This window comes from Williamsoniiplasma lucivorax ATCC 49196 (assembly GCF_000518285.1).
GTDB lineage: Bacteria > Bacillota_I > Bacilli_A > Mycoplasmatales > Mycoplasmataceae > Williamsoniiplasma > Williamsoniiplasma lucivorax.
The window spans coordinates 1-24919 of record NZ_JADH01000004.1; the positions used below are offsets into that span (position 1 = coordinate 1).

Sequence of the window (24919 nt, forward strand, 5' to 3'; positions counted from 1 at the left end):
ATATTTTGTTTCATAGAGTTCTTTTATTTCATTTTTTTGCAAACTGGTAATTTTATTTGACGGAATTTTGCCACGATTTTTATGGGCAAAACCATCAATGCCTTCTTTTCGGAAAATGGCTAATTTACGGTAAAGTTGGCGTTCAGAAACACCGCTTCTTCTAATTGCTAATTTTAATGGTATTTTATTTTGTTCAAAATCTTTTATAACTTTGTATATTTCTTTTTCTTTCATGTTAAGTTTTGCACCTTTCATGATTTATCACCTCGTTATTATTTTACTGACAAAATCGAGTGATAAATACTTATGACATAATCGTATGATAATCACAAAATCACCAAAATCAAAGTTGAAATTTGTACTAGCTAAATCAACAAGTTTTGTTGTTGGTTCAATAAGCATGTAATGAATTTTTTTCATCCCAATATATTGCGAACTATTGGCATAAAAAGTGTTGTTTGCCAAAAGAAAATCATTTTGTTGAGCTTGTGGTATTTTTAAAATATTTTTAGCTTTAAATTTGGCAAAGAGTTCAGCATCATTGATGGCATCAGCACGGATGACACCTAAATTCCCATCTAAGTCATTTAAGTCAATCGGTTTTTTAGTTTGAATTTCAAAGTCAATTTTAATTTCACCTTTTAAAAAATTTGTTGCTAAAATTGGTTTAATCACTAATTGCGAATCGATGATGTCATAATGAAGTTCTTGATCTAACATTTTTAAATAATGATTATTATTGGCTTTAAATTTAGCATAAACTTGATCTTGATGGTCAACGACTATTTTATTTTTATTTAAATTTAATTGGTTAATATCAACCACTTTGTTTAAACGAATTTGAAAAGTAAAGTGTTCTGGTTTGATTAATTTAAAAAGTTCGACATCATAATTTTTTTTGAACTTAAATTTAAGTTCAATCATTGTTGGTTCCAAATTAGGTAGTAGATAAATTTTTTTAAATTCTTCACTTGATAATTTTTCTAGTTCACATCAATCAAAAAAATTCAATGCTTGGATTGTCTTTTGCCTTTGCAACTCTGATAAAAGCCAGGCATTGAAATCATCAAAACTTTGATGCTCTAATCGATATTCTCAAACAAAAATTCATTGATTTAAGTCATCAACTGCAAATGGCATTTCATAACTGATTTTAATATTGGAAAGTTGATAACCATAACTTCCATCACCAAAATACTGTTTAACTTTTTGATTATGATTAGCATGTTGTGAAGATGATGCTGTATCTTCAATATATAAATGAATAAACAAATCATAATTGGCATCAAAATGTAATTTAATTTTACTTTGATAATCATAACTGATCCCCCCATTACCAGAATTAGTTGAGACCATAAAAGTTTCGCCAACATTAATCGGATATACCAAGAGATTATTTTTTAAAGCAATATCAACAGTTGAACTGCCTGGTTTGGTACAACTACGATCGTTTTGAATCATTTTTGGGGCAGCCTCCCCATAAAAATCAAATGATATTCTTGGTTTTAAAAACCCTAACTTCAGTAATTTTTTATCGTAATCACTTAATTTCATAATTGTATCAATTGATTTTTCACCAAAAGTGGTGTTTTGATCATCTTTATTTGTCAAAGCATCGCGAAATTCTTTCACAAAAGTTTTCTTACCATCAAATTGATAATTTTTTCATTCTTCTTTCACTGGTTCTGCTGCTCGCAAAAAAGTTGTTGCTGTGTTCGTTGGTGCTACCACATTCAACAAATGTGGCAAGATTGGTCATATATTTTTCACTTTACCCTCCACTATAGATTAGAAAAAAATATAAAAATTTTTCATTTTTTTAAAAAATAATATAAAAAAGTTGTCATTTTGCACTAATTTACCAATTTTTTAAATTATTGAGATATTAAATAACATTGACTAACAAACAAGATTATAAGGTTATTTGTTGTTTACTAAGCTGTTCAAGAAAGATATTTAATTGACAAAATACAAAATTAAATTAATATAAAAAGTAGGTAATAAATCTTAGGAAGGTTTTTAAAAATGAAAAAATTATTAACATTGCTTGGTATTGTTGGAGTAGTTACAACAACATCAACAACTGTTATTGCTTGTTCAACTAAAGTACCAGAAATCCAAGCAGTTAAAGAAATTAATGAAATTAGTGGTGATTTAGAAAAGATCTTACAAAGAAGAGTTAAAGCTCAATGAACAGAAAAAGAATTACAAGCTGAAATTGATTTAGAATACTCAAATCAAGGAATTACGGTAGAAAAAAGCAAACAAACTACAAGAACATTTGAACTTCAAAAAAATAGTTGAATTTTCATTGGGAATGCAACAAGAACAAACCAACATCACTATCATGGTCGTGTTAAATTAGAACATCGATGAAACAAAGATACAAGTACAGATATTTGAGAAATTAAAGATGTCTTAACCAATCTTGTTTATGAAAAAAAAAATGGAACAGATGTTCTAAAAGACTATGAATACAAAGCTTGAACTAAAGAAGCATTAGACGAAGCTGTTCATGATCTTGGGGGCGAATATGCCGGGATTACTGTCTCAATCACCAAAGAAGACGATTTTAAATGAAGGTACACTTTTACAGGAGATGGAGATATTAGTCAAGAGCATCAATATAGTAATCATGTAGATGTTAAACATATTTTAGGAAGTGAAACTAAATATATCGATCCTACTAATAATGAAGAAAAACAATCTACTAATGGTAAAATTCCTGAAGGGGTCACAGAAGTGACACAAATTGGTTGAGATGGTAATCGTCAAGTACATAAAATGCCAGTCACGATTGAAAAAGTTCCAAATGAGCAAGATTCTATTCACCCTTATATTATTAGTTTAAGTAGTATGTTTTTTTTTCGCGGTAATAGTGCTAAAGTAAAATTTAATCAAGACCTATCAAACTGAAATACTTCAAAAATAATTGATATGAGTTTTATGTTTGAAGATGTAACAACATTTGAAGGTAAAGGCCTTAAATCTTGAGATGTTTCAAAAGTGGAAAATATGAAGTATATGTTTAGTGGGTCTCCTAGATTTAACCAGAATCTTTCTGAATGAAAAACTACAAGTTTAAAAAACATGCAATACATGTTTCATAATGCAACAGCATTTCAAGGTAATGGTCTTGAATCTTGAGATGTTTCAAAAGTAACTAATATGTATGGAACATTTAGGAAGGCTAAAGCATTTAATGGTAATATTACAAATTGAGATACTTCAAAAGTGACTGATATGGGTTCTATGTTTTATGAAGCAATTTTATTTGATAAAGACATTAAGACTGGTGATGTAAAATGAAACACATCAAAAGTTACTGATATGGGTTCTATGTTTTATGGTGCTGAAAAATTTAATGGTGATATTACAAATTGAGATACTTCAAAAGTGACTGATATGGGTTCTATGTTTGAAAAAGCTAAAGCATTTAATCATGATCTTTCTAAGTGAGTTGTTGGATTAGTCACTGATTTTAATAGGTTTGCTTTACGTGCAAATCCAGAATGAAAAGATAATAAAAAGCCAACCTTTAATAAAAATTAATCAAATCACAATTAATTTTGAAAAAGATAAAATTAAAACCTATTCCATGAACATTGGAATAGGTTTTAGTCATTTAATTTGCCTAATAAATTAAGAGTTAATAATCAGCTTTTTGAGTTTACAAATATAAAACCCATCAGTGTTTTTTTCAAAACCAAAAATTTGTTTTTCGAGAATAATTTCCATATCTGGATAATGATGAAGAAAACTTTTAATTTGATTAGCACATTCATCTTGGTTGAATGTGCAAGTTGAATAAGTTAATTCTCCACCTGGTTTTAAATTAAAATAAGCGATATCAAGTAATTCTTTTTGCAGTTCCACCAAACTTTTCAAATTAATTGTATTATAGTGTAATTTAATTTCTGGTTTGCGTTTGAAAACCCCAAACCCCGAACAAGGAGCATCTAAAATAATTGCATCAAAAAATTCTTTTTCAGCAAATTTGCGGGCATCTTGGTTTTTTAAAGTAATATTTTTAATCCCTAATCTTTGGATGTTTTCTTCAATTAAGCCAATTTTATAAAGATTAATTTCATTCCCAATTAAGTTTTTTGTATCTCCCATTAAAGCTGCTAAATGCGTGAGTTTGCCCCCGGGAGCACTACACATATCTAAAACATGACTATTAGGTTTAACATGAGCAATTTCACCAACTAAAATCGATGCTTGATCTTGAATTGTAATTAAACCTTGTTCATAAATTGGGGTGTGCACCACCGGAAGATGAGCAATTAAACCATCTTGACTAATTCCTTTTTCTAACTGATATTGTTCTTGATAAATTTCATAAAATTTTTGGGTAGGAATTTTAAGAGTATTAACTCTAAAACTAATATTTGGTTTCTGTAAGGAGTCTTCAACAATCTTGGTCGCAATCTCTAAACCATAATCATGTTTTAATTTTTTAAATAATTCAAAAGGAAAAGAATGTAATAAACATAATTGTTTTTCTGAATCATTAAACTTAATCATAAAAAAATCATCAGTTGCTAAAACTTTTTTCAAACTCGCATTAACCACACCAGCCACTCTTGGTTCCACAAAAGTTTTAGCAATTTCGACTGCTTCATTGACAATCGCATAATTTTGGGTGCGATCCATAAAATGAATTTGATAAAGACTCATTCATAAGAGCACTTGTAAGTTAAATGGGGTTTTTCTAAAATCAATCAAGGTTTTAGTTAAGTAATCTAAAAACATTTTGTTTTTGATTGTTCCATGAACAAGAGCAAAAACAAAATTCTTACTTTTGACATCAAGATTAGTGCGGACAAGATCATTTAAAAGCAGATTAGAATACTTTTTTTGTTCAAAAACTTTGACTAAAATTTGTCAGGCTTGATATCTAGCAGTTTGTTTAATCATCATATTTTTGTGCAATACTAAAGAAATTGATTTTGAACATTAGACGTTCGACACGACCAATTAAATACTTTTCATCTAATAAGTCTTTAAAATCACCATGGGCTAAATTACGATGATAAACATTTTCAGTTAAAGTATGAATTAACTTTTCTTCTGCATCAAAATTTTTATATTCTTTAGTTGTAATTAATCCTTTATCTTTTAAAGTTTTGATGTTAAATTCTCAGTTTTCAACAAAAAACATATAATTGGTTTTGACAATTTGAGTGACTAATTTTTTTAATTGGTCATAAATGGTGATGTTTTGTGTAATGGCAGCATGCTCTTTTTCTAAAATATCAGTCATTTTTTCAACAGCATTTTCCACAGTGTCATTTTCCACCACATATTGATAATTGTGTTTTAAAGGAACTTCCAACATCGCCTTGTCTAATCTCGCTTTAATCACTTCTGGAGCTTCTGATTGTCTTCCTTGTAAGCGTGTAGCTAATTCTTGCAGTGTGGGAGGCATTAAAAAGATTGATAAAACATTTTTTTCATTTTTAATCGCTTGTGTTGCTCCATCGACTTCAATTTCTAAAATGACATTCTTGCCATTTTTCATTTGTTGTTCCACATATTTTCTTGGGGTTCCGTAATAATTACCAACAAATTCTGCATATTCAATTAATTCATGTTGTGCAATCGCTTTTTCAAACTCTTCACGAGTCACAAAAAAGTAATGGACACCATTAATTTCCCCATCTCTTGGTTGACGTGTGGTCATCGAAACAGAAAAAGCTAAATTTAAATGTTCGTCTTGTCTTAATTTACTATTGATGCTGCCCTTACCAACACCACTTGGTCCAGAAACAACAATCATTCTTGGTTTATATTCTCTTTTATGCATGTTCTTGCCTTTCTAATCTAAAAATATATAAATGTTTATTTTTGAAATCTTTGTATTTTAAAAGTTTTAACGATGAAATTTTTGTTAAGTCCAATGGCATTGGTGCTTCGGTTAAAATAATGCCTCAATTGTTTAAAATTTCATCTGCTAAAACCTGATGAAAAAACTTTTCATAATATTCAGGATGAGTAAATGGAGGGTCAAAATAGATTAAATCAACTTTTTTTTGCTGGAATTTAAAAGTTTCTAGCAATTTTTCAAAATCTAATTGCATTAATTGATAACTCGTTGGTTCAACTGTTCTAAGGTTTTGCTTGATCACCTTCAAAGCAGGGGTAAAATGGTCATTAATATAGGCAAATTTTACACCACGGCTCAAGCCTTCGATACTTAAAGCACCACTCCCACCAAATAAATCAAGCGAGATTTTATTTTCAAAAATAAAATAATTAGCAAGCATATTAAACATGTCTTCTTTAACTCTAGCACTTGTTGGTCTTGTGTTCATGCCTGCTAAAGTTTTTAATTTCTTACCTTTATATTTACCACTTATTACAATCATACCAATCTTTCTTATTTTTTATATTATAAACACTTATATATAAATGTTGTATAATTTCTAATGAGGTTTTATGAAATTTAACATTGAGAATTTATTACAAAAAGAAATCCCAACTAATAATTGATTAGTTAAAGATACCAATGAGGCGATCATTCGTGCTTTTAGTTCTAATGTTGAAGATGTTTTAAACTTGACTAGTCAAGAAAAAGAATGCATAGAAAAGTTAATTGATTTTGTGCGTTTTTCTCAGGACCCAATACTAAATGATGTGAATAATATTGAACATTTAAGACCAGCAGTTGGTTTAGCAGCACCGCAAATTGGTGTCAATAAAAATATGTTTTATGTCCGCATTGAATGACCTGGTGAAAACGAAAATGATGAAATGATAATTGAAGAATATGCTATGATCAATCCAAAATGTCTTTCAAAAAGTGCTCAAATTTGCGCCATTGAAAGTGGTGAAGGTTGTTTGAGTGTAGAACATGATCACGAAGGAATTGTGCCCCGTGCTTATAAGGTGATTGTGGAAGGTTTTGATTATTTAACTCAAAAAGACATCAAATTAACATTAAGAGGCTATGCTTCCATCGTTTTTCAACATGAATTAGAACACAATGAAGGACATTTGTATTATGATTTAATTGACAACCAAAATCCAAACTATGTTGATGAATCTTGAATCTTAATTTAAACCGTATTCAAAATCAAAATGAAAAAGATCTCAATATTTTTGAGCAATAAACCTTCAAGCTCAGAACACTTGAAAGCATTGCTTGTGCAAAGCATTTAATATTTATAAATGCAGAAAAGGAAAATATGACAACAAAAGAAACAAAAGTTAATATTCCAGTAAATAAAGAAGTTACTGATAAAAAAGTTTTAGATAAGGCTGATATTAAGCCATTTATTTTTAAACAAAAAGAAGTGAAAAGACAATACCAAGACACTAACATCCCAACTAAAGTGTTTGCACTTGGTGGGTTAGAAGAAATTGGAAAAAATACTTATGCAATTGAATATGACCAAGAAATCATTTTAATTGATGCTGGGGTTAAGTTTCCTGACGCTTCGATGTTAGGGGTGACCGCCGTGATTCCTGATTATACTTACTTAAAAGAAAATGAACACAAAATCAAAGCTTTATTTATTACTCATGGTCATGAAGATCACATTGGTGGGGTGCACTACTTAGTGCGCCAAGTAAAAATTCCAGTAATTTTCGGACCAAGCTTAGCAGCAGCTTTAATTAGAGACCGTTTAAAAGAACATAAACTAACCAATAGCACCATTGTTAAAGATTACTTTGCTGATGATGTGTGAAAATCATCAAACTTCCGTGTGACTTTTGCAGCTTTAAACCACTCTATTCCTGATGCCTTTGGAATTTTAGTTGAAACTCCTAATGGAAATATTTTTTCAACAGGTGATTATAAATTTGACTGATCACCATTAGGACATTATGCTGAATTAAACAAATTAGCAGCAATGGGAGACCAGGGGATTGAATTATTACTTTCTGATTCAACTAATGCTGAAGTTGAAGGTTATACACCCGGAGAACGTAGTATTATTGATAATATTGATAAATTATTTTTGAAAACAAAAGGAAGAATTTTTATCACCACTTTTGCATCAAATGTTCACCGTATTCAACACATCATTGAAACAGCTAATAAATATGACCGTAAAATTTTAATTTTAGGACGCTCAATTGAACGAATTATTAAAATAATTCGTGAAATGGGTCACTTAAAAATTAATGATCGTCAATTTATTAAAGTAACTGATGTTGATAAATATAAACCAAATGAATTAATGATTATTTCGACAGGTTCACAAGGTGAACCAATGGCAGCACTTTCCAGAATTGCTAATGGAAAACATTTACAAATTAATATTATTCCTGGAGACACAGTGATTTTCTCATCATCGCCAATTCCCGGAAACAAAGCTGATGTGGAACGTTTAATTAATAAATTGACTAGAGTTGGGGCAAATGTTATTGAATCAACACCAACAAGCAAAATCCATACTTCTGGTCACGCTAGTCAAGAAGAACAAAAATTATTGTTCTCATTATTAAGACCACATTACTTTATGCCAATGCATGGTGAATTTAGAATGTTAAAAAAACATGTCGAAACAGCTGAAAGCGTTAACCTGGAAAAAGGTCATGGCTTTGTCTTAGCTAATGGAGATCAATTAGAACTTTTAAAAGGAGAAGCCAATATCGGTAAAAGAATTGATGCTGATGCTGTTTATGTTGATGGGAAAGATATGACAGGACGAGCAAGTAATGTCATTCGTGAACGTGATATTTTAAGTAGTGATGGTTTAATCGCTGTTGTCGTTTCAATTGATTCACAAACCAATAAATTATTAAGTCAACCAAAAATTATTAGTCGTGGAAGCTTCTATGTTCGTGAATCTGGAAATATTATTGGTGAATCAATTAATATTGTCACCAATGCTGTTTTAGAAGTCTTAAACTCGCCTAAACCGACATTTGGAGCGATGAAACAAGCAATTAAAGCAAGTTTATCACCATATATTTTCAAAACTAAACGTCGCAATCCTTTAATTATCCCAGTCATTTTAAATAAAAAATAATGATAATTTTACTGCAAAAAAATAACTGCGAAAATGCAGTTATTTTTTTGGTTAGATAAAAATTTGGTATAATAGAAAAATATAAAATAAAAGAAAGGAAAAAATATGACAAAAAAAATCAAAGCCAAACAAAAGTCTTGACATGTTAAAAAAGGTGTCCAATTTGAAAAAGCCAAAGAAAAAGATATTAAACGTGCTGTTTATATGGTGATTCTAACAATTGCTTTCGCCGGATGTGCCACTGCTCTTGCAATCAACTTTTTAATTCTCTATCCACATAAAAATAAGGGTGAGGCATTTATAATCAAAGAAAATTGAATTGCTTTCGCTTTAACCATGGTGATGGTCACAACTGCTGTTGTTTATTCAATTGTCTATTTTTGAACAGTATCAAAAATTAAATTCAATGATGCTGAACAAAAAATTACTAAAGTAGGAGGAATTGGCTTTATTGCCGCATTCCTAGATACAATCGGAGTTGGGAGCTTTGCTGTTACTACTGGATTATTAAAAGGAACGAGAACTTTAACAGATGATTCATTATTACCAGGAACTTTAAACGTGACATTTGGTGTCAGTGCCTTATTTGAAGCAGGATTCTTGATTGGAGCAATCAAAATTGATCCTTGAACCTTAATTATCTTAGTTGCTTCAGTGATTGCAGGAACAGTGACAAGTTCATTCTTTGTAGCCAAATTAAAAAACCCGCGTGTTATTAAGTTGGTTGTTGGTTCAACATTGTTGATTGTTGGAATCGTGATGATTCTAACTCACCCAGATGTTAATGTTGTTAAAACTATTACAGAAGCTGACGGTTTACATGGGTTCCTTGGTCAAGGAGATGAGTGAAGAATGATTGTTTCAGCAATTAGTTTCTTCTTCTTAGGATGTATTATGTCATTTGGAGTAGGTTTATATGCTCCAAGTATGGCCATCTTAACCTTATTAGGAATGAATGCCGCTGCTATTTTCCCAATTATGGCATCTGGAGCTAGTTTATGTATGATTTTTGGTTCAATTAAATTTATCAAAAATAAAAAATACATGGAAAAAACTGGTTCGACAATGATGATGGCCGCCATCTTTGGTGCCATCACCTCATTCTTGGTCTTCTTCGTTGCGATCCAAGTGGGTGGTAATGTCCCAGAAGAACAATTTATGAAAATTTTAAAATGAGTTGCAGTTGTTGTGGTGTTCTACACCTCAACACTAATGTTGGTCGAATACATTGTCGGTTCCAAAAAAGCACAAGCTTTAAAACAAGAACGGCTATCCAAACCTAAATTAAACACACAATAATATAAAAAAATAAAATAGTCTGATGAAAAATTCATCAGACTATTTTTTAGATTTGTTTAATGGTTTTTAAAATGTGGTTGTTGTTCTTTTGGTCAATTCGGATTATTCGCAAAGTTTTTGTGATTGGTGACCAAAGCAACATTTCATTTTGAAAGATCTTGAATGAAAATTTTTGCTCGATCAAACATCGATTCCATATTAGTCACTTTACTCGTATCTCATTGCCCTAAATTACAATTAAAATGATCTGTTTGGACAAACATTTCACTCATATCTAACACTTGCGAGGTGTTTCATTTGGATAGATCACCACTAAAGGCTTTTGCTGAAGCAAACATTTCTGGCATTTCTCGCACTTTTGTTGTATTTCAAGTTGATAGATCACCATTAAAAGCTTTTGCTGAAGCAAACATTTCTGGCATTTCTTCAACGTTTGATGTGTTTCATTGGTGAAGATTTTGATTAAATACACTAGCCTCACGAAACATACTATCCATATTGATAACATGCGCAGTGTTTCATGTGGTGACATCACCATTAAAATTTTGGGCCCCATAAAACATTGATTGCATATCAGTTACATTGGTGACATTTCATTGGGAAAGATCTTGATTAAAAGCTTTTGCCAAGAAGAATGTCCGTGCCATTTGTGTAATGTGCGAAGTATCTCACAAAGATACTTCATAACAATTAAAATTTTGGATATTTGCAAAGAAGTCATCAAGATTACTAATTTTTGGACTAATGTAATTCGGCACTTTTTCAACAGTGCTTGGTAATGCATGGGCCAGACCATAATCATACCAACCAATATTTAAAATTTCTCTTGTGCCCTCTGGGGCTGATCATTGTTTGGCAATTGTAATTTTGTGTGTCAAGTGGTCCAAATAAATTGTTTGATTTTGGTTTTCTTCATTTAAAACTTGACTCAATTGGAGTTGACCAGTAAATTGTTGACTATGATCGGCATCCAAATCAAAAGTTTCAACACCAATTTGTGGGTCAATTTCTCCTTGTCTCACTTCAAGACCAATGACTTTGGGTAATACTTGGTCAATTTTTGCTTGCAAAGCTTGGGCTGTTCAAAGTTGTTTGTTCCCATCAATTACTTTTTGGAGATCTTTTTCAATTTCTACCAATTGGTGTTTTTGAGGTTGGTTATCGGTTTTATTGCACGCCACTACAACTAGTCCACTGGCTATCACACCACTTGCAATCACCAAACATGCCAAACAAGATAATAGTTTTTTCATTTTTATCTCCTTCAAATTAACCATTTATTTTGTTGGGAAATGTGGTTGTTGTTCTTTTGGCCAATTTGGATTATCAGCAAAGTTTTGATGGTTGGTGACCAAACCAACATTTCATTTGGAAAGGTCTTGAATGAAAATTTTTGCTCTTTCAAACATCGATTCCATGTTTGTAACTTTCGCAGTATTTCATGCCTTTAAATCACAATTAAAGTGTTCGGTTCTTTCAAACATTTCATTCATCTTAGTGACATTGGCGACATTTCATTTTGAAAGATCCGCATGGAATGCTACTGCTCTTTCAAACATCTTACTCATATTAGTGACATTGGCGACATTTCATTTAGAAAGATCACCAGCAAATTCTGATGCTAAATGAAACATCATTGACATGTCTTGAACATTTGTTGTGTTTCAATTGGATATATCTTGATTAAAGAGCGATGCTCCTTCAAACATACTTCCCATATCAGTGACATTGGCTGTGTTTCAAGTAGATATATCACCATTAAAAGCAGTAGCATCAGCAAACATCATTGTCATGTTAGTGACATTTTTAGTGTTTCATTTTGAAAGGTCTTGATTAAAGTTTCGTGTTAAACAAAACATTTGTGTCATATCTTTGACTTGAGAAACATCTCATTGGGAAAGATCTTGATTAAACATATTATTAGAAACAAATGTTGATTTCATACTGGTAATTTTCGAGGTATCTCAAAATGAAACTTCATTTGAATTAAAATTCATTGCACTATCAAATAAATGATCGATCTTAGTAATGTGTGGTGAAATATAGTTTGGGACTTTTTGAATAGTGGGTGGCATTACATAAGCCACACCATCACTATCTCAACCAATATTTAAAACCTCTAATGTGTTGGGTGGTGCTCCAGCATTTGATATCGCAATTTTTTTAGTCATTGGATCAATATAAATTGTCTTATTTTGATTCTCTTCATTTAAAACTTGCCTTAATTCTAATTGACCTTTTAATTTTTTTGTTTTTGTGGCATCTAAATTAAAAATTTCTACTCCGATTTGGTCATCAATTTGGTCTTGCTTCACTTCAATACCCATAGCTTCAGGAATTATTTGTTCAATTTTTTCTTGTAAAGCTTTTGCTGTTCAAAGTTTTGAATTATCATCAATTATTTTTTGCAATTTCTTTTCAATTTCAGTTATTTGGTGTTTATCACCCGGGTTTGGATGATCACCACTTTTATCACATGACACAACCATCAATGAACTTGCAATAATCCCACTTCCGATGGTCAAACTTCCTAAAAAGGATAATAATCTTTTCATCTTAGTACTCCTTTAAAAAGTTAATTTGTTTAGTTTTAAAATGCGGTTGCTTTTCTTTTGGCCAATTTGGATTATCAGCAAAGTTTTTGTGATTGGTGACCAAATCAACATTTCATTTTGATAAATCTTGATTAAATGTTTCGGCTTTTAAAAACATTCCACTCATATCAGTTACTTTGGAAGTATCTCATTTAGCAAGATCAATGTTAAATTTTGGTGCGTCTAAAAACATTTCACTCATATTTGTTACATTGGCAACGTTTCATTGAGAAATGTTGCCATTAAAATTTCTACTTAAAGCAAACATTCCGCCCATATCAGTGACTTTTGCTGTATTTCAATGAGATAAATCACAATTTATTGAAGTATTCCAAAACATCATTCTCATATCAGTTACATTGGCGGTGTTTCAATGAGACAAATCACCTTGAAATGCTGTTGTATAATTAAACATTGCTTGCATATTTGTCACTTTACTTGTGTCCCATTTTGAAATATCACCATTAAATGTAAAATTAGCAACAAATAGATTACTCATATTTGTCACATTGGCAGTGTTTCAGCGCGAGATGTCTTGATTAAATAATTCGGTGTTAGCAAATAGTCCAGACATGTTAGTGATATGAGAAGTATCTCAATAACTAATTTCACTGCAATTAAATTTTTGTGCTCCAATGAATAATTTTGCAAGACTAGTGATTTGTGGGCTAATATAGTTAGGTACTTGCAAAACTGTTGTTGGTAATGTATATGCTTGTTGATATGTTTCACTTTTTGGGTTATTATCTCAACCAATATTTAAGATGTCTGTTGTACCATCTGGAGCAGATCCATCAACTGCCACGATGATTTCTCAAGTTGGGTCCACAAAGATTGTTTGATGTTGATTTTCTTCATTTAAAACTTGGTTTAATTTTAATTTACCTTCAAATTCTTTGGTGTTTGTGGCATCAATAGTAATTATTTCAGCCCCTATTTTAGTATCGCTTTTACCTATTTTAACTGCAATTCCTGTGGTCTTGGGAATGGTTTTTTCAATTTCATTTTTTAAATCTTCAGCTGTTCAAAGTTTTTTATTAGCATCAATAACTTTTTGAATATCTTTTTCAACATCTGAAACATTATGTTTATTATGTGGACTTTCTTTATCACATGAAACAACCATTAAAACACTTGCCATAATTCCAGTTCCAAGAGATAAACATCCTAATAAAGATAGTATTTTTTTCATATTTATTTCTCCTTTTAAAATAAGTTTGCTAATTTTATAAATATTTATTAATTAATTTTTTATGCCCAGTAATCTAAATTTTGCTTTTATTTAATTTAAAAGATATGGCAAAAAACACATCATTTGATATTGATAACGTGGTCATAATGATCAGAAGTTAAATTATATTATTTTTAATTTTAAATATATGTAAAAAGAAGTTTACTTATTTTGATTATCCTTATCCCCTAAAAGGATAAGCTTAATTTAATTATCCACCTTTCTTTTTATTTAAAAATAATTTAAGAAAAAAATAAAAAAATATAGGTGGAAACCTATATTAAAAATGAAGCTTTTAATTAAACAATTGGATTAATTGAAAAAGGAATGTATGATTGTATTTTTAAGAAAAAAGTTAGTTTTCCTAAGTCTTCTTGTGGTAAATGTTTTTTCATTTCCATAATGATTTTGTCATTTCTTGTACCATTTAGATTAATTCATCAAACAAAAATAATCACTTGGATAAACCACCCTAAAATAGCAAGTGCTTGTAATCCAGTTTGCACTCCCCAAGATAAACGCCCTTGTGCCATCGTGTCGGTCATTGGTGATAACAATAATAATAAAATTGACCCAATTAAAGTTGCAATTCAAACTAATGTTAAAAAATAAATCCCTCAAAATTGTCAGCGATTAATTCTATTTTCTAAAATAGAATTATTAGCAGTATTTAAATTAGATGCTAAATGACTAATAATTCAAAGATTTTCACTTGCTAAATTTTTCGGTTTAATCCAAATGATTTTTGGTTTTCAAAAATTGGTTCAGCAATTAAAAAAAATCTTTTTTTGATGAAAAATAAGTTCGTTTTTGGCTAAAAATTCTTCATTTAAAACATCTTGAGCTGAAAACAAAGTCATTGTTTTCTTAGCTTTGATTAAAAGAAAAAATTTACCAACAATTACATAAACCAGTCCGCTAGCAGAACAAATGAAATAAATAAGCAAAATTGCAGCATTTGTACTGGAAAGTAAATTATTAAACATTTTGCCTCCTTAGCAATTAAAAAATTTTATTAATAAATATTAAATAATTGTTGCTTTTTTCAATAATATTTCTCAATAATAACCCTTTTATCATATCACTCTCACCAAATAAATAAATAAATAAATATCTTAAAAATTTTTGAACACTAATAAAGACACCAATGTAATTTAAAATATGACTTTAACAAAAATTGCAAAAAGTCATATTTTAAATTTATAATTGCCATTTTAGCAATTAAATCAAGAAAAATAATCTTAAAATTATTTATTCTTATTTACATAATTTTAAGACTTATCTAAAATTATAATTTAAAATGTGGTTGTTTTTCTTTTGGTCAATTTGAATTATTTGTGAAATTTTGGTGCGAAGTAACTGCATCAACATTTCATTTTGATAAATCTTGAGCAAAAACTTGATTATCTTTGAACATTTCATCCATTTGAGTTACTTTAGCGGTGTTTCATTTAGAAATGTCTTGGTTAAATTTAGTAGTACCCGAAAACATACTATTCATAGTAGTAACATTTTGTGTGTTTCAAGTTGTAATATTACCATTAAAATTAGTGGCAAGATGAAACATATAATTCATATCAGTCACTTTTGAAGTATCTCATTTCGATAAGTCTTGATCAAATGCACCAGCTCCATCAAACACACAACTCATAATTGTTACATTAGTCGTGTTTCATTTAGAAATGTCTTGATTAAAAGCAGTGGCACCATTAAAGATGCGATCCATTGTAGTCACCTGAGATGTATCTCAAGTGGAAATATTGCCATTAAAATTAGCGGCTTTATGAAACATGAAATCTAAATTAGTAATTTTTGATGTGTTTCATTTCGAAAGATCTTGGTTAAAGACACTGGCTTCATCAAACATATGTTGCATGCTAGTGACACTTTGTGTGTTTCAAGTTGTAATATTGCCATTAAAATTAGTAGCTTGATGGAACATATAACTCATATCAGTCACTTTTGAAGTATCTCATTTAGATAAGTCTTGATTGAACGCACTAGCTCCATCAAACATACTACTCATAATTGTTACGTTAGTCGTGTTTCATTTAGAAACATCTTGGTTAAAGGCGGCAGCAGAATTAAAGACACGATTCATTGTAGTCACCCGAGACGTATTTCAAGTGGAAATATTACCATTAAAATTAGTAGCTTGATGGAACATTAAATCTAAATTAGTCAGTTTTGATGTGTTTCATTTAGAAAGATCTTGGTTAAAGACACTAGCTCCATTAAACATATTATTCATATCAGTGACATTGCTAGTATTTCACTGTGATATGTCTTGGTTAAATGCACTAGCTCCCTTAAACATATTCCCCATACTAGCAACATTTGCGGTGTTTCAATTGGAAATATCACTATCAAATGTTAAATTATTTTCAAAGAGGTTGGCCATGTTGACAATGTGTGTTGTATCTCAATCACAAATATCACCAACATCTCCCAATCCAGACAATAAATAACTAATATTTAAAATATTTGGACTAATATAATCTGGTAGATGTGTTACTGTTTGTGGCAAGTGATTAATCGCTTGTTTTGTGGTTTCTTCTCAACCAATATTAATTATTGTGGTCACATTCGCAGGTAAAGCACTACCACTGGGTACTTCAACTATTTTGTTTGTCAAAGGGTCAATGCAAATTGTTTTACTATTCACATTTTTATTAATAACTTGATACAAGACCATGTCATCAAAATAATGTTGACTCTTATTGGCATTAAACTCAAAACCAATTGCTCCAATACTTTGATCCTCGACTTTGACAGTAATAGTAACATCATCTGCATCAGGGGCAATTATTTTCATTTGCGTTTGCACTTCTGCAAGCGTATGAAGTTGCTTATCTTCTTGATTTAAAAATTTTTGCATTGCTTTACTTAGATCAGAAACATTACCTTTGGCAGCATGAAACGAAATATTTACTTGACCATAAAAATCCTCTGTCCCCACAACTGTGGCACTATTTCTAGTTATATCTTTGATCGTAAATTTTGCTAATTTAGCATCAGGATTTTTAGCAATAATTGCCGTTCTAATCATTGATTCTTCACTTAATTCTATTGGGTCTAGTTCTGTTGTGGTAATGAAATTATGAATTTCTTTTTTAACAGTATAAGTAACTTCTTCAGTTCCTGAATAATGTCCAGTTCCTTTCAACTCTGCATGGCTAATTGTAATTTGAGTGACATCAAAAGTATCTTGTTTAGCATTAGGATTTTTATCAAAAATCGCTTGTTTAATCGTGTCTGGATTTTCATTGTCTAACAAACCCAAAGCAGTAGCTTGAATATCAACATGGATGTCTTGTTTCGTTGTAAAGCTAACTTTTAGAGTCCCTTCATAATCCCCCGTACCAATAATGTCAGCATCAGTTTTAGTAATATTGGCAACATCGAAAGTTACTGATTTAGCTTCTGGATTTTTATTCACAATTGCATCTCTAATTGTTTGTTCTTGATTATTGTCAAGTTCACCCAAATCTTTATTTTTAATTTGTGTGTTAATGTTTATTTTTTTATGTTCATGTTTGTTACAAGCAACAACTGATGCTGTTGTTCCTCGCAACAACACCTAATCCAGCAAGTATGCTTAATAGTTTTTTCACTATATTTCTCCTTTTTTTCCTTTTTTTAAAAATAGATCATTTATGTATTTCAAAATCACGATTTATAAAAAGTGATAATAAAAAATGTTTATGGTAATAGTTTATCGCGAATGCTTGATTTTGAAATTTATATTAAATATGTAGTTGTGGTGAATGCACAATAATAATAAAGATTTGCATAACAGATGCTTTGTAATTCTTCAGTTATTAGTTGTGACATCGAAACATAAGTTCTCTAGATAATGTAAAAAAATCAAAATTTAATTTTGTGTTTAAACTGACTTTAATTATTATGTCTTGGTGAAATTATGTTTTATTAATTTATGTAAAGTTTGATAAATGTCTATTTCTGGAATATTATAATAAACTAATTTTCATCGTATTATCTTTTTGCGATAACCTTGCTTTTATTATCTCCTTTTTTTTGTTTTTTAAAACATAAAAATTAATTTTTTCAAATAAAAAATAGGTTGAACCTATTTCAAATTTGCTAAATTTTTGGTTTTCTTATTAAAAAATAAATTTAATCGGTAAATAAAAGTTAATTTCACCATCACGAGTTAAGGGTTTACCAATAATAATTTTTTTATCATAACATTCCAAACGGTAAAAGAAAGCCCCTTTTCAAATGACGTTTTTTTCAGCCAGATTATCTAAGTTGAGATAAAATAATTCACCAGTTGCTTCATCAGAAACTAAAAAGGCTTTAGTGTCAAAATTAGCAATCATCAAATTTTTTGGTGAAATATAAATGATTTCATCTTGATAAATAATTTCTTTATTTTCAGTTAAAAAAATTGTTTCAGTTTTGATATTAACAATTTTTTTAAGATTGTATTTGTAAGGAATAAATTCTTGGTCTCAATAAAAAGTCTGATTCAGTTTTAGATGTTTATAAAATTTAAATTTCTGGTTTGAACCTAAATACAAATATTCTTCTGTAACTAAAATTGGTTGAGCATTTTCATCAAGATTGAAAATGTAATCAGCAAAAACATTTTCAACTTGCAAATCGGTGTTTGAAAGTGCCAAAGGATCAGAAAACATTGGTGAAGGGTGAGCAATAAATTTACGTTCTCAAGTATTTTTATTTTTTAAATTTTCTAAAAGAATGTTTAAGTCCATCTTTAACAAAAAATGCTTTTGGTGTTGAAGGGTGGTGTCTGTAAAAAACACTTGATGATTACGAATTCAAAAATTGGATATTCATCCAGTTTCAATAAAATCAACAACCCTTAATTTAGGCATTTTTGGTTTTGCTTGCATAATTCCTCTTTTAATCATTTTAATAAAAATAAACAAAGATAGTCCAACTATCTTTGTTTTTAGATTAATTGCTAATTTTAGTTTTTGGTTTGAATGGCGTCAATTCCCGGAAGCACTTTACCTTCCATATATTCAAGTGAAGCTCCTCCACCAGTTGAAATTCAAGAAAAACTATCTTTGAATCCTAATTCAATGGCAGCTGCAGCTGAATCTCCTCCACCAATTAAAGTAAAGGCACCTTTTAAATCAACAATTGCTTGAGCAACTGCTTTGGTTCCATGAGCAAAATGAGAAAATTCACTAACTCCCATTGGACCATTTCACACGACAGTTTTAGCACCAACTAATTGTTGTTTAAACAATTCAATTGTTTTTGGTCCAATATCTAATCCCATCACATCATCAGGTAAATCCGGTCCTGAGAATGTTGCTTTTTCATTACTAAAAGTTGTTGAGTTAGCTGAATCAATTGGTAAAATAATTTTTCCGTGAGCCATTTCTAAATATCTTTTAGCATCTTCAACTTTATCCGCTTCTAAAAGTGATTTACCAATTTTGTGGCCTTGAGCAGCAAAGAAAGTATAAGCCATTCCTCCCCCAATTAAAATTTTGTCCACTTTAGTTAATAAGTTATCAATCACGCCAATTTTATCAGAAACTTTTGCGCCCCCTAAAATCGCCACAAATGGACGTTCTGGATTATCAATTCCTTTAGCTAACATTTTTAGTTCTTGTTCCACTAAAAAACCAATCGCTGAAACGGGAATGTATGTTGAAATTCCAACATTTGATGCATGAGCACGGTGTGATGTTCCGAAAGCATCGTTCACAAACACCTCTCCTAAACTTGCTCAATATTTTCCTAATTCAGGATTATTTTTAGATTCATATTTCACAACTTCATTATTTTTAACGTCTTCAAAACGTGTATTTTCAATTAAAACAATTTCCCCATTTTTCATATTTTCAATGGCGTTTTCTAGTTCTTCTCCTCTGGTTTGAGCAATAAAGTTAACTTTTTGTCCTAATAATTTTTCTAAACGTAGTGCCACTGGGGCTAATGATTTAGTTTTTTTATCATCTTCACTTTTAATGCGTCCTAAATGTGAAAATAAAACTACTTTAGCTTGTTGTTGAACTAAATATTTAATAGTTGGTAGTGATGCTTGAATACGATTATCATCTGTGATTTTTCCATTACTTAATGGAACGTTAAAATCGACACGCACCAACACTTTCTTATTTGCAACTTGGATATCTTGCAATGTTTTCTTTTTGTTGTAATCCATTTTTTTCTCCTAATACTTATTAATTTTACTATTTTCTGAAATTAAATAAAGAAAAAGCGACACATCTAGTAGCGCTTTTAACTTTTAAATTAAATTTCTCTTAAGTTTTTATAAAGACATTCAGTGAATTACAGTTCTTACTAATTGTGAAGTATATGAACTTTCATTATCGTATCATGAAAATACTTTAACCATTTGTTTTCCATTTACTTCAACAACTTTTGTTAAAGTTCCATCAAAGATTGATCCAAAGTGTGAACCAATAATATCTGATGAAACAATTCCACGTTCATTGTATTCCATAGCTGTTCCTAAGTCTTTGTTTTTTGCAACAGCATCTTTAACTACTTGGTTAACTTCTTGAACTGTCACATTTTTGTTTAATTCAACTGATAAGTCAGTAATTGATCCAGTAATCATTGGAACACGTAATGAGTATCCATCTAGTTTACCTTTCATGTTTGGTAAAACTAAAGAAACTGCGACAGCTGCTCCTGTGGTTGTTGGAACAATGTTTCATGCCGCTGCACGTCCGCGACGTAAATCTGAGTGCGGTAAATCTAATAATTTTTGGTCATTAGTTACTGCATGAATTGTAGTCATTAAACCTTTTTCAATTCCGAAAGCATCATCTAAAACTTTAACCATTGGTACTAAACAGTTTGTTGTACATGAAGCTCCTGAAATAATTGTGTCATTGTTAGTTAAGTCTTTGTGGTTTACACCATAAACGATAGTTTTTAAGTCACCTGTTGCTGGTGCTGAAATAGCTACTTTTTTTGCTCCCGCTTTAATGTGAGCTTCTGCTTTATCTTTGCTTGTGTAAAATCCTGTTGATTCGATTACTACATCAACTCCTAATTTACCTCAAGGTAAATTAGCAGCATCTTTCTCAGCGAAAATTTCTACTTTTTTACCATCAACAATAATAAATCCTTCTCCAAAAGTAATTTTACCTTCGTGGAATTTTCCATGTGCTGAATCAAATTCTAATAAGTAAGCTAAAGTTTTTGTGTCTGTTAAATCGTTAATCGCAACGATATCAACACCTTTTTCTCATAATTGTCTGAATGTTAGACGTCCGATTCTTCCGAATCCGTTAATTGCAACTTTTTTTGCCATATTTTTCTCCTATACAAGGGATATTATAACTTTTTGTAAAAAGAAAATCATCTTTTTTTTTGCTTAAACCCCCTAAAAACTCAATAAAAGTTGCTTAATTAATGCCAATATTTTAAAAGATGACCATAAATTTTTATTTTATGACGTTAATTAATCTTTTGCCCAACTTTGTTTGGATAATTTTATGTTTGTTTTTGATCTTGGTTTTTGAAAAAACACAAAAAAGATTTTCTTGTTGACAAGAAAATCTATATTTATCATTGCTTTAGTTGGTGTTTTAATCATCAAAATTAATTTCTAAAATTTCGTTTTTATGATTAACTTTGTTGAGTTTAATTTTAATTTTTTCAAGTCTTGATTTGCCATCAACATAACTAACACTTCTTTTATCTTGCATTGGTTCATTAAAATTAAACACATAATATCCATCAGCTATGAAAGTTTTAGTAACTTCCACATCTTTTCAAGCTGCCAACATTTCTGTTGCTAACCTGTTTTGCTCATTTTGGTAAGTTGTTTTACCATGAGCAATACTTTCAATGAAGCCAGCAAATCCTTGAAAATCAGCAAGGGTGTTAAATAAACCGTCAAAAAAGCTACCTTTCACAAAAGCATTACCATTAACTCCAAGATTAGAAGCTGGATATTTTGGATTTTTAATCACTTTAATTAATTCTGGAATATTTTTGATTACATTTTGTAAGTTATTAAAATTGATTTTAAAATTTCCAGTTTGAGTAGTGATTTTATTAATGATGCTTTGGATAGAAGTTGTTGGTGATAATTGGTATTGAAAAATTGATGTTCAACCAGTTAATTCAGTTAATGGTGCAGTTAAAATATTATGATTTTTGATACTTTCTTTTTCAGTGAGTGCTTGAATAAAATCTGCAGATCATAAAAACTCTCATGGTTGAAGAAATAACTGTTTATATTTCATCATTCTTTTCAACATCTCTTTAAAATTTTTCGGAATAGAACTAGGTAGAAACCCAATAACTAAATCTGGGAATTTTTGAGCTAAACCAGCTATAGTTTCAGATCCTATTGGTGTATTTGTCGAAACAATTCCCAAAAGTCCAGTAATATAACCACCAATTCCAGGTATAAATGCATTAATTAAAGCTTTGAAAATCGGTGTGAAACCTTTTTCATCATAATTTTCATTATCAAAATTCTCCATAAATTTACCAATATCCCCAAGTCCATTCATTGTTTGGTAGGTTTCTTGGCTTCAAAATAAACCTTTGAATAAGTTTTGTGTTTTGACATTGTTACCAAGTCCACTAAGGATAGTTTTAAAATCAACTTCATTAGAATTAATTGGTGAATTTAAGATACCATTTTCTCCATTTAATCTTTCTCAAGTGATTGGTTCTTTTTCCTTATTAATCACATTAATATAAATCAATAACAATCTAACAAAATCGATGATATCAGCAATCTCTTTTAAATTAGATAAAACAGTCAGATTAAGTGGTTGTTTTTCTTGAATAAATTGGTTTAAATTTTTAACTAAACTTTTTAAAGCCGCATCTTTTAACCCACTAGCACTTGTTTCAGTTTCATCAAATTTATTAGTTTGAACACCAATAATTTTATTGATTGCATTCACAAATTTGATTAAAGAAATATCAATGGCTTCTTGAAAGGTTTTGTTTTGATATTTTTCATTACCTAAACTAGCACTGAAATAGTTGATATCATCTTTGGTTAACAATTTTTCTAACATCCCCCCAAGTCCATTTTCACCATCAAGATGAAAACCTGGTAGAATTGCTGGAATTAATTTGGCGATCATTAAAAAAGTATTTTTATCAGAACCCATTTTGATAATTTTAGCAAGCATATCCAAAGGAAGACTCGTACTTTTGTCAGGTTTCTTTCCTTCTTTCAACTCAATTTCTTGAGCAACAACTTGCTTAGTAAATAATTGCTCTTGAATTTGTTTGAAATTTTGACCATTACTTTTTTGATGAGCAACAAAAGTTTCAAACAAATAATTAGCATCATATCCTTTTGTTTTACTTAAATAAGCAATTTTAGCAGTTTCTTGTAAATATCTTGTTAAGTCTTGGTCACTAAGTTGTTGTTTGGTAATAGTGTTGTTAGTGCAACTAACTAAAGTGGCAACTGATGATGAACCAATCATCATCACCCCTAAGATGGTTAATAACTTTTTCATTATTTTTTAATTCCTTTAGCAATCTCGAATAGTTTGTCAGCAAACATTTGATGTACTCCTTTAGTTGGGTGAACAAAATCTGTGAAGAAATAATTATCGATGTTTTGTCCAGCATGGTTTGGGTTTTCGTTAGCTTTAATGGTCACTTCTAATTTAATTTGACTGGTTTGTTGTCTGGTAGCGATAAATGCTCTTTGTGCATCTTGATCTGTGACTAAACTTTGTCAATTCATCCCACTTAATGCAAGTGCTTGCCCATCAATTTTAATTTCAAAACTAGCATCTTTAGAAAAACTTTCTTTAAAATTAACTTTGGTTTGTTCACTTTCTGGTCTTGTTGCTTTGAAGTCATTTTGCAACTCTCTCATCACTGCATCTTGGAAAAGATCAAATAATTTCACAACATCTGGATAATATTGTTTGACTTGGTTCAAAACTTGCATAATACCTTGATAAAATTTTTGGCAAATTTCTAAAATACGAAGCGCTTCTGTATCACCTTGAATTGGTTTAAAATTATCATCAAAATGTTGTCCATAACGAGGGACAAAATTCATACTTGGAGGGGTCATGAAAATAATATGTTTAACACCATTATTTAATAAATTAAATAATGCTATGCGAATACGATTAATTGCATCTTGCATAAACTTGTCGCGATGTTCATCATCTCCTGGTTCAAAACCAATTAAAGAAAAGAGATCATTACCCCCAATTTCCATAAACACTAAATCTTGATCTTTAATTTGGTGTTGTTGAAGTAATGCTTTGGTTTGAACGTCAATTGTGGCTTCATTTAGAAGCAGAGAAGTAGGAAAAGCAAGTTTCCCAGCAGTGGCACCACCAACTGCATAATTTTTACCATAAATCATTTTAGTACGTTGAAAATCAGCAGCATGTTTTGGTTCCTTTGTATATATATTACTAGGTTTCATCTCAAATTCTTCAAAACCTAGTTTTTCTGTTAATAAATATCCGGCAGTGACTCCATTAGTAAAGGCATTATGCCCATTTTTATCAGCTTGATTATTATCTCCATATCCAACCCCGCCAGTTTTAACGGTGATTTCAAGTAAGTCACTGCCAAATTTATCATTGGCCAAAGTTCCTAAACCATCAACATCAGATAAACTATCACCAACTACAAAGTAGTTGGTAAAACCTGATGTTGTTTGTTTGCTACTATCAATAGCATTACTTTTATTAATATTTCGCCCAATATATAGCGGATTTTCATGGGGATTAATTGGTGTTTTTTGAAAACATGCAACAGTCGTTGCCACCACTGGTAGAACAAATAAAATTGGGGTTAATCAGCTTAATAATTTTTTCATC

Annotated in this window: 18 protein-coding genes and 1 pseudogene; 4 read left to right on the forward strand and 15 right to left on the reverse strand. The window is 30.3% G+C overall.

Features of this window, described 5'->3' with window-relative positions; translation table 4 throughout:
• Positions 1 to 255, reverse strand: a pseudogene (locus P695_RS05355) (leucine zipper domain-containing protein); the annotation flags it as partial.
• A 3-nt stretch (positions 256 to 258) separates the two neighbouring features.
• Positions 259 to 1770 carry a hypothetical protein gene (locus P695_RS0101730; protein WP_028126575.1) on the reverse strand — a complete coding sequence of 504 codons (1512 nt, stop codon included), beginning with the start codon at positions 1768 to 1770 and terminating at the stop codon, positions 259 to 261.
• A 255-nt stretch (positions 1771 to 2025) separates the two neighbouring features.
• On the opposite strand from P695_RS0101730, the gene P695_RS06270 reads away from it, so the two are divergent.
• Positions 2026 to 3552, forward strand: a complete 1527-nt coding sequence (locus P695_RS06270) for a BspA family leucine-rich repeat surface protein (protein WP_051437324.1) — start codon at positions 2026 to 2028, stop codon at positions 3550 to 3552.
• 90 nt (positions 3553 to 3642) lie between these two features.
• Here the strand turns inward: P695_RS06270 and rsmB are convergent, their stop codons facing one another.
• Genes rsmB through rsmD form a run of 3 tightly spaced genes read right to left on the reverse strand, consistent with a single transcriptional unit; the run spans position 3643 to position 6371 of the window.
• Complete coding sequence (gene rsmB, locus P695_RS0101740; protein WP_035026226.1) at positions 3643 to 4920, reverse strand: 16S rRNA (cytosine(967)-C(5))-methyltransferase RsmB; 1278 nt, start codon at positions 4918 to 4920, stop codon at positions 3643 to 3645.
• Complete coding sequence (gene gmk, locus P695_RS0101745) at positions 4913 to 5809, reverse strand: guanylate kinase (protein ID WP_028126578.1); 897 nt, start codon at positions 5807 to 5809, stop codon at positions 4913 to 4915. Before gmk ends, rsmB begins: the two co-directional genes overlap by 8 nt.
• A complete protein-coding gene (rsmD, locus tag P695_RS0101750; protein ID WP_028126579.1) occupies positions 5802 to 6371 on the reverse strand; it encodes a 16S rRNA (guanine(966)-N(2))-methyltransferase RsmD in 570 nt (189 codons plus the stop codon). Before rsmD ends, gmk begins: the two co-directional genes overlap by 8 nt.
• Before the next feature lie 70 nt (positions 6372 to 6441).
• On the opposite strand from rsmD, the gene def reads away from it, so the two are divergent.
• From def to P695_RS05360, 3 genes are all read left to right on the forward strand, one after another.
• Complete coding sequence (gene def / locus P695_RS0101755) at positions 6442 to 7065, forward strand: peptide deformylase (RefSeq protein WP_084331589.1); 624 nt, start codon at positions 6442 to 6444, stop codon at positions 7063 to 7065.
• A gap of 125 nt (positions 7066 to 7190) precedes the next feature.
• Entirely contained in the window at positions 7191 to 8984 is a 1794-nt protein-coding gene (locus P695_RS0101760; protein WP_028126581.1) for a ribonuclease J, read from the forward strand.
• A gap of 105 nt (positions 8985 to 9089) precedes the next feature.
• The gene (locus P695_RS05360) at positions 9090 to 10283 is read left to right on the forward strand and encodes a TSUP family transporter (RefSeq protein WP_051437325.1); all 1194 of its coding nucleotides are present in this window, start codon (positions 9090 to 9092) and stop codon (positions 10281 to 10283) included.
• A 56-nt stretch (positions 10284 to 10339) separates the two neighbouring features.
• On the opposite strand, the gene P695_RS05855 is transcribed toward P695_RS05360, so the two are convergent.
• The 10 genes from P695_RS05855 to P695_RS0101820 form a co-directional block, all read right to left on the reverse strand.
• Positions 10340 to 11536 (reverse strand): BspA family leucine-rich repeat surface protein, encoded by a 1197-nt coding sequence (locus P695_RS05855; RefSeq protein WP_051437326.1) that lies wholly within the window; start codon positions 11534 to 11536, stop codon positions 10340 to 10342.
• Positions 11537 to 11560: 24 nt separating this feature from the next.
• Positions 11561 to 12838 carry a BspA family leucine-rich repeat surface protein gene (locus P695_RS06275; protein WP_051437327.1) on the reverse strand — a complete coding sequence of 426 codons (1278 nt, stop codon included), beginning with the start codon at positions 12836 to 12838 and terminating at the stop codon, positions 11561 to 11563.
• Between the two features lies 1 nt (position 12839).
• Entirely contained in the window at positions 12840 to 14069 is a 1230-nt protein-coding gene (locus P695_RS05370) for a BspA family leucine-rich repeat surface protein (RefSeq protein ID WP_051437328.1), read from the reverse strand.
• A 338-nt stretch (positions 14070 to 14407) separates the two neighbouring features.
• Positions 14408 to 15094, reverse strand: a complete 687-nt coding sequence (locus tag P695_RS0101785; RefSeq protein WP_028126583.1) for a hypothetical protein — start codon at positions 15092 to 15094, stop codon at positions 14408 to 14410.
• 302 nt (positions 15095 to 15396) lie between these two features.
• Positions 15397 to 17688, reverse strand: a complete 2292-nt coding sequence (locus P695_RS05860) for a BspA family leucine-rich repeat surface protein (RefSeq protein ID WP_146063655.1) — start codon at positions 17686 to 17688, stop codon at positions 15397 to 15399.
• Between the two features lie 544 nt (positions 17689 to 18232).
• Complete coding sequence (locus tag P695_RS0101795; protein ID WP_028126584.1) at positions 18233 to 18988, reverse strand: hypothetical protein; 756 nt, start codon at positions 18986 to 18988, stop codon at positions 18233 to 18235.
• A gap of 77 nt (positions 18989 to 19065) precedes the next feature.
• Positions 19066 to 20277, reverse strand: coding sequence for a phosphoglycerate kinase (locus P695_RS0101800; RefSeq protein WP_028126585.1), 1212 nt, complete (start codon positions 20275 to 20277; stop codon positions 19066 to 19068).
• Positions 20278 to 20385: 108 nt separating this feature from the next.
• On the reverse strand, positions 20386 to 21399 hold the full coding sequence (gene gap, locus P695_RS0101805) for a type I glyceraldehyde-3-phosphate dehydrogenase (protein WP_028126586.1): 1014 nt from the start codon (positions 21397 to 21399) through the stop codon (positions 20386 to 20388).
• 277 nt (positions 21400 to 21676) lie between these two features.
• Complete coding sequence (locus tag P695_RS0101815) at positions 21677 to 23584, reverse strand: Vmc-like lipoprotein signal peptide domain-containing protein (protein WP_028126587.1); 1908 nt, start codon at positions 23582 to 23584, stop codon at positions 21677 to 21679.
• Positions 23584 to 24918 (reverse strand): SGNH/GDSL hydrolase family protein, encoded by a 1335-nt coding sequence (locus P695_RS0101820; protein ID WP_028126588.1) that lies wholly within the window; start codon positions 24916 to 24918, stop codon positions 23584 to 23586. Before P695_RS0101820 ends, P695_RS0101815 begins: the two co-directional genes overlap by 1 nt.
• Position 24919: the final 1 nt, after the last annotated feature.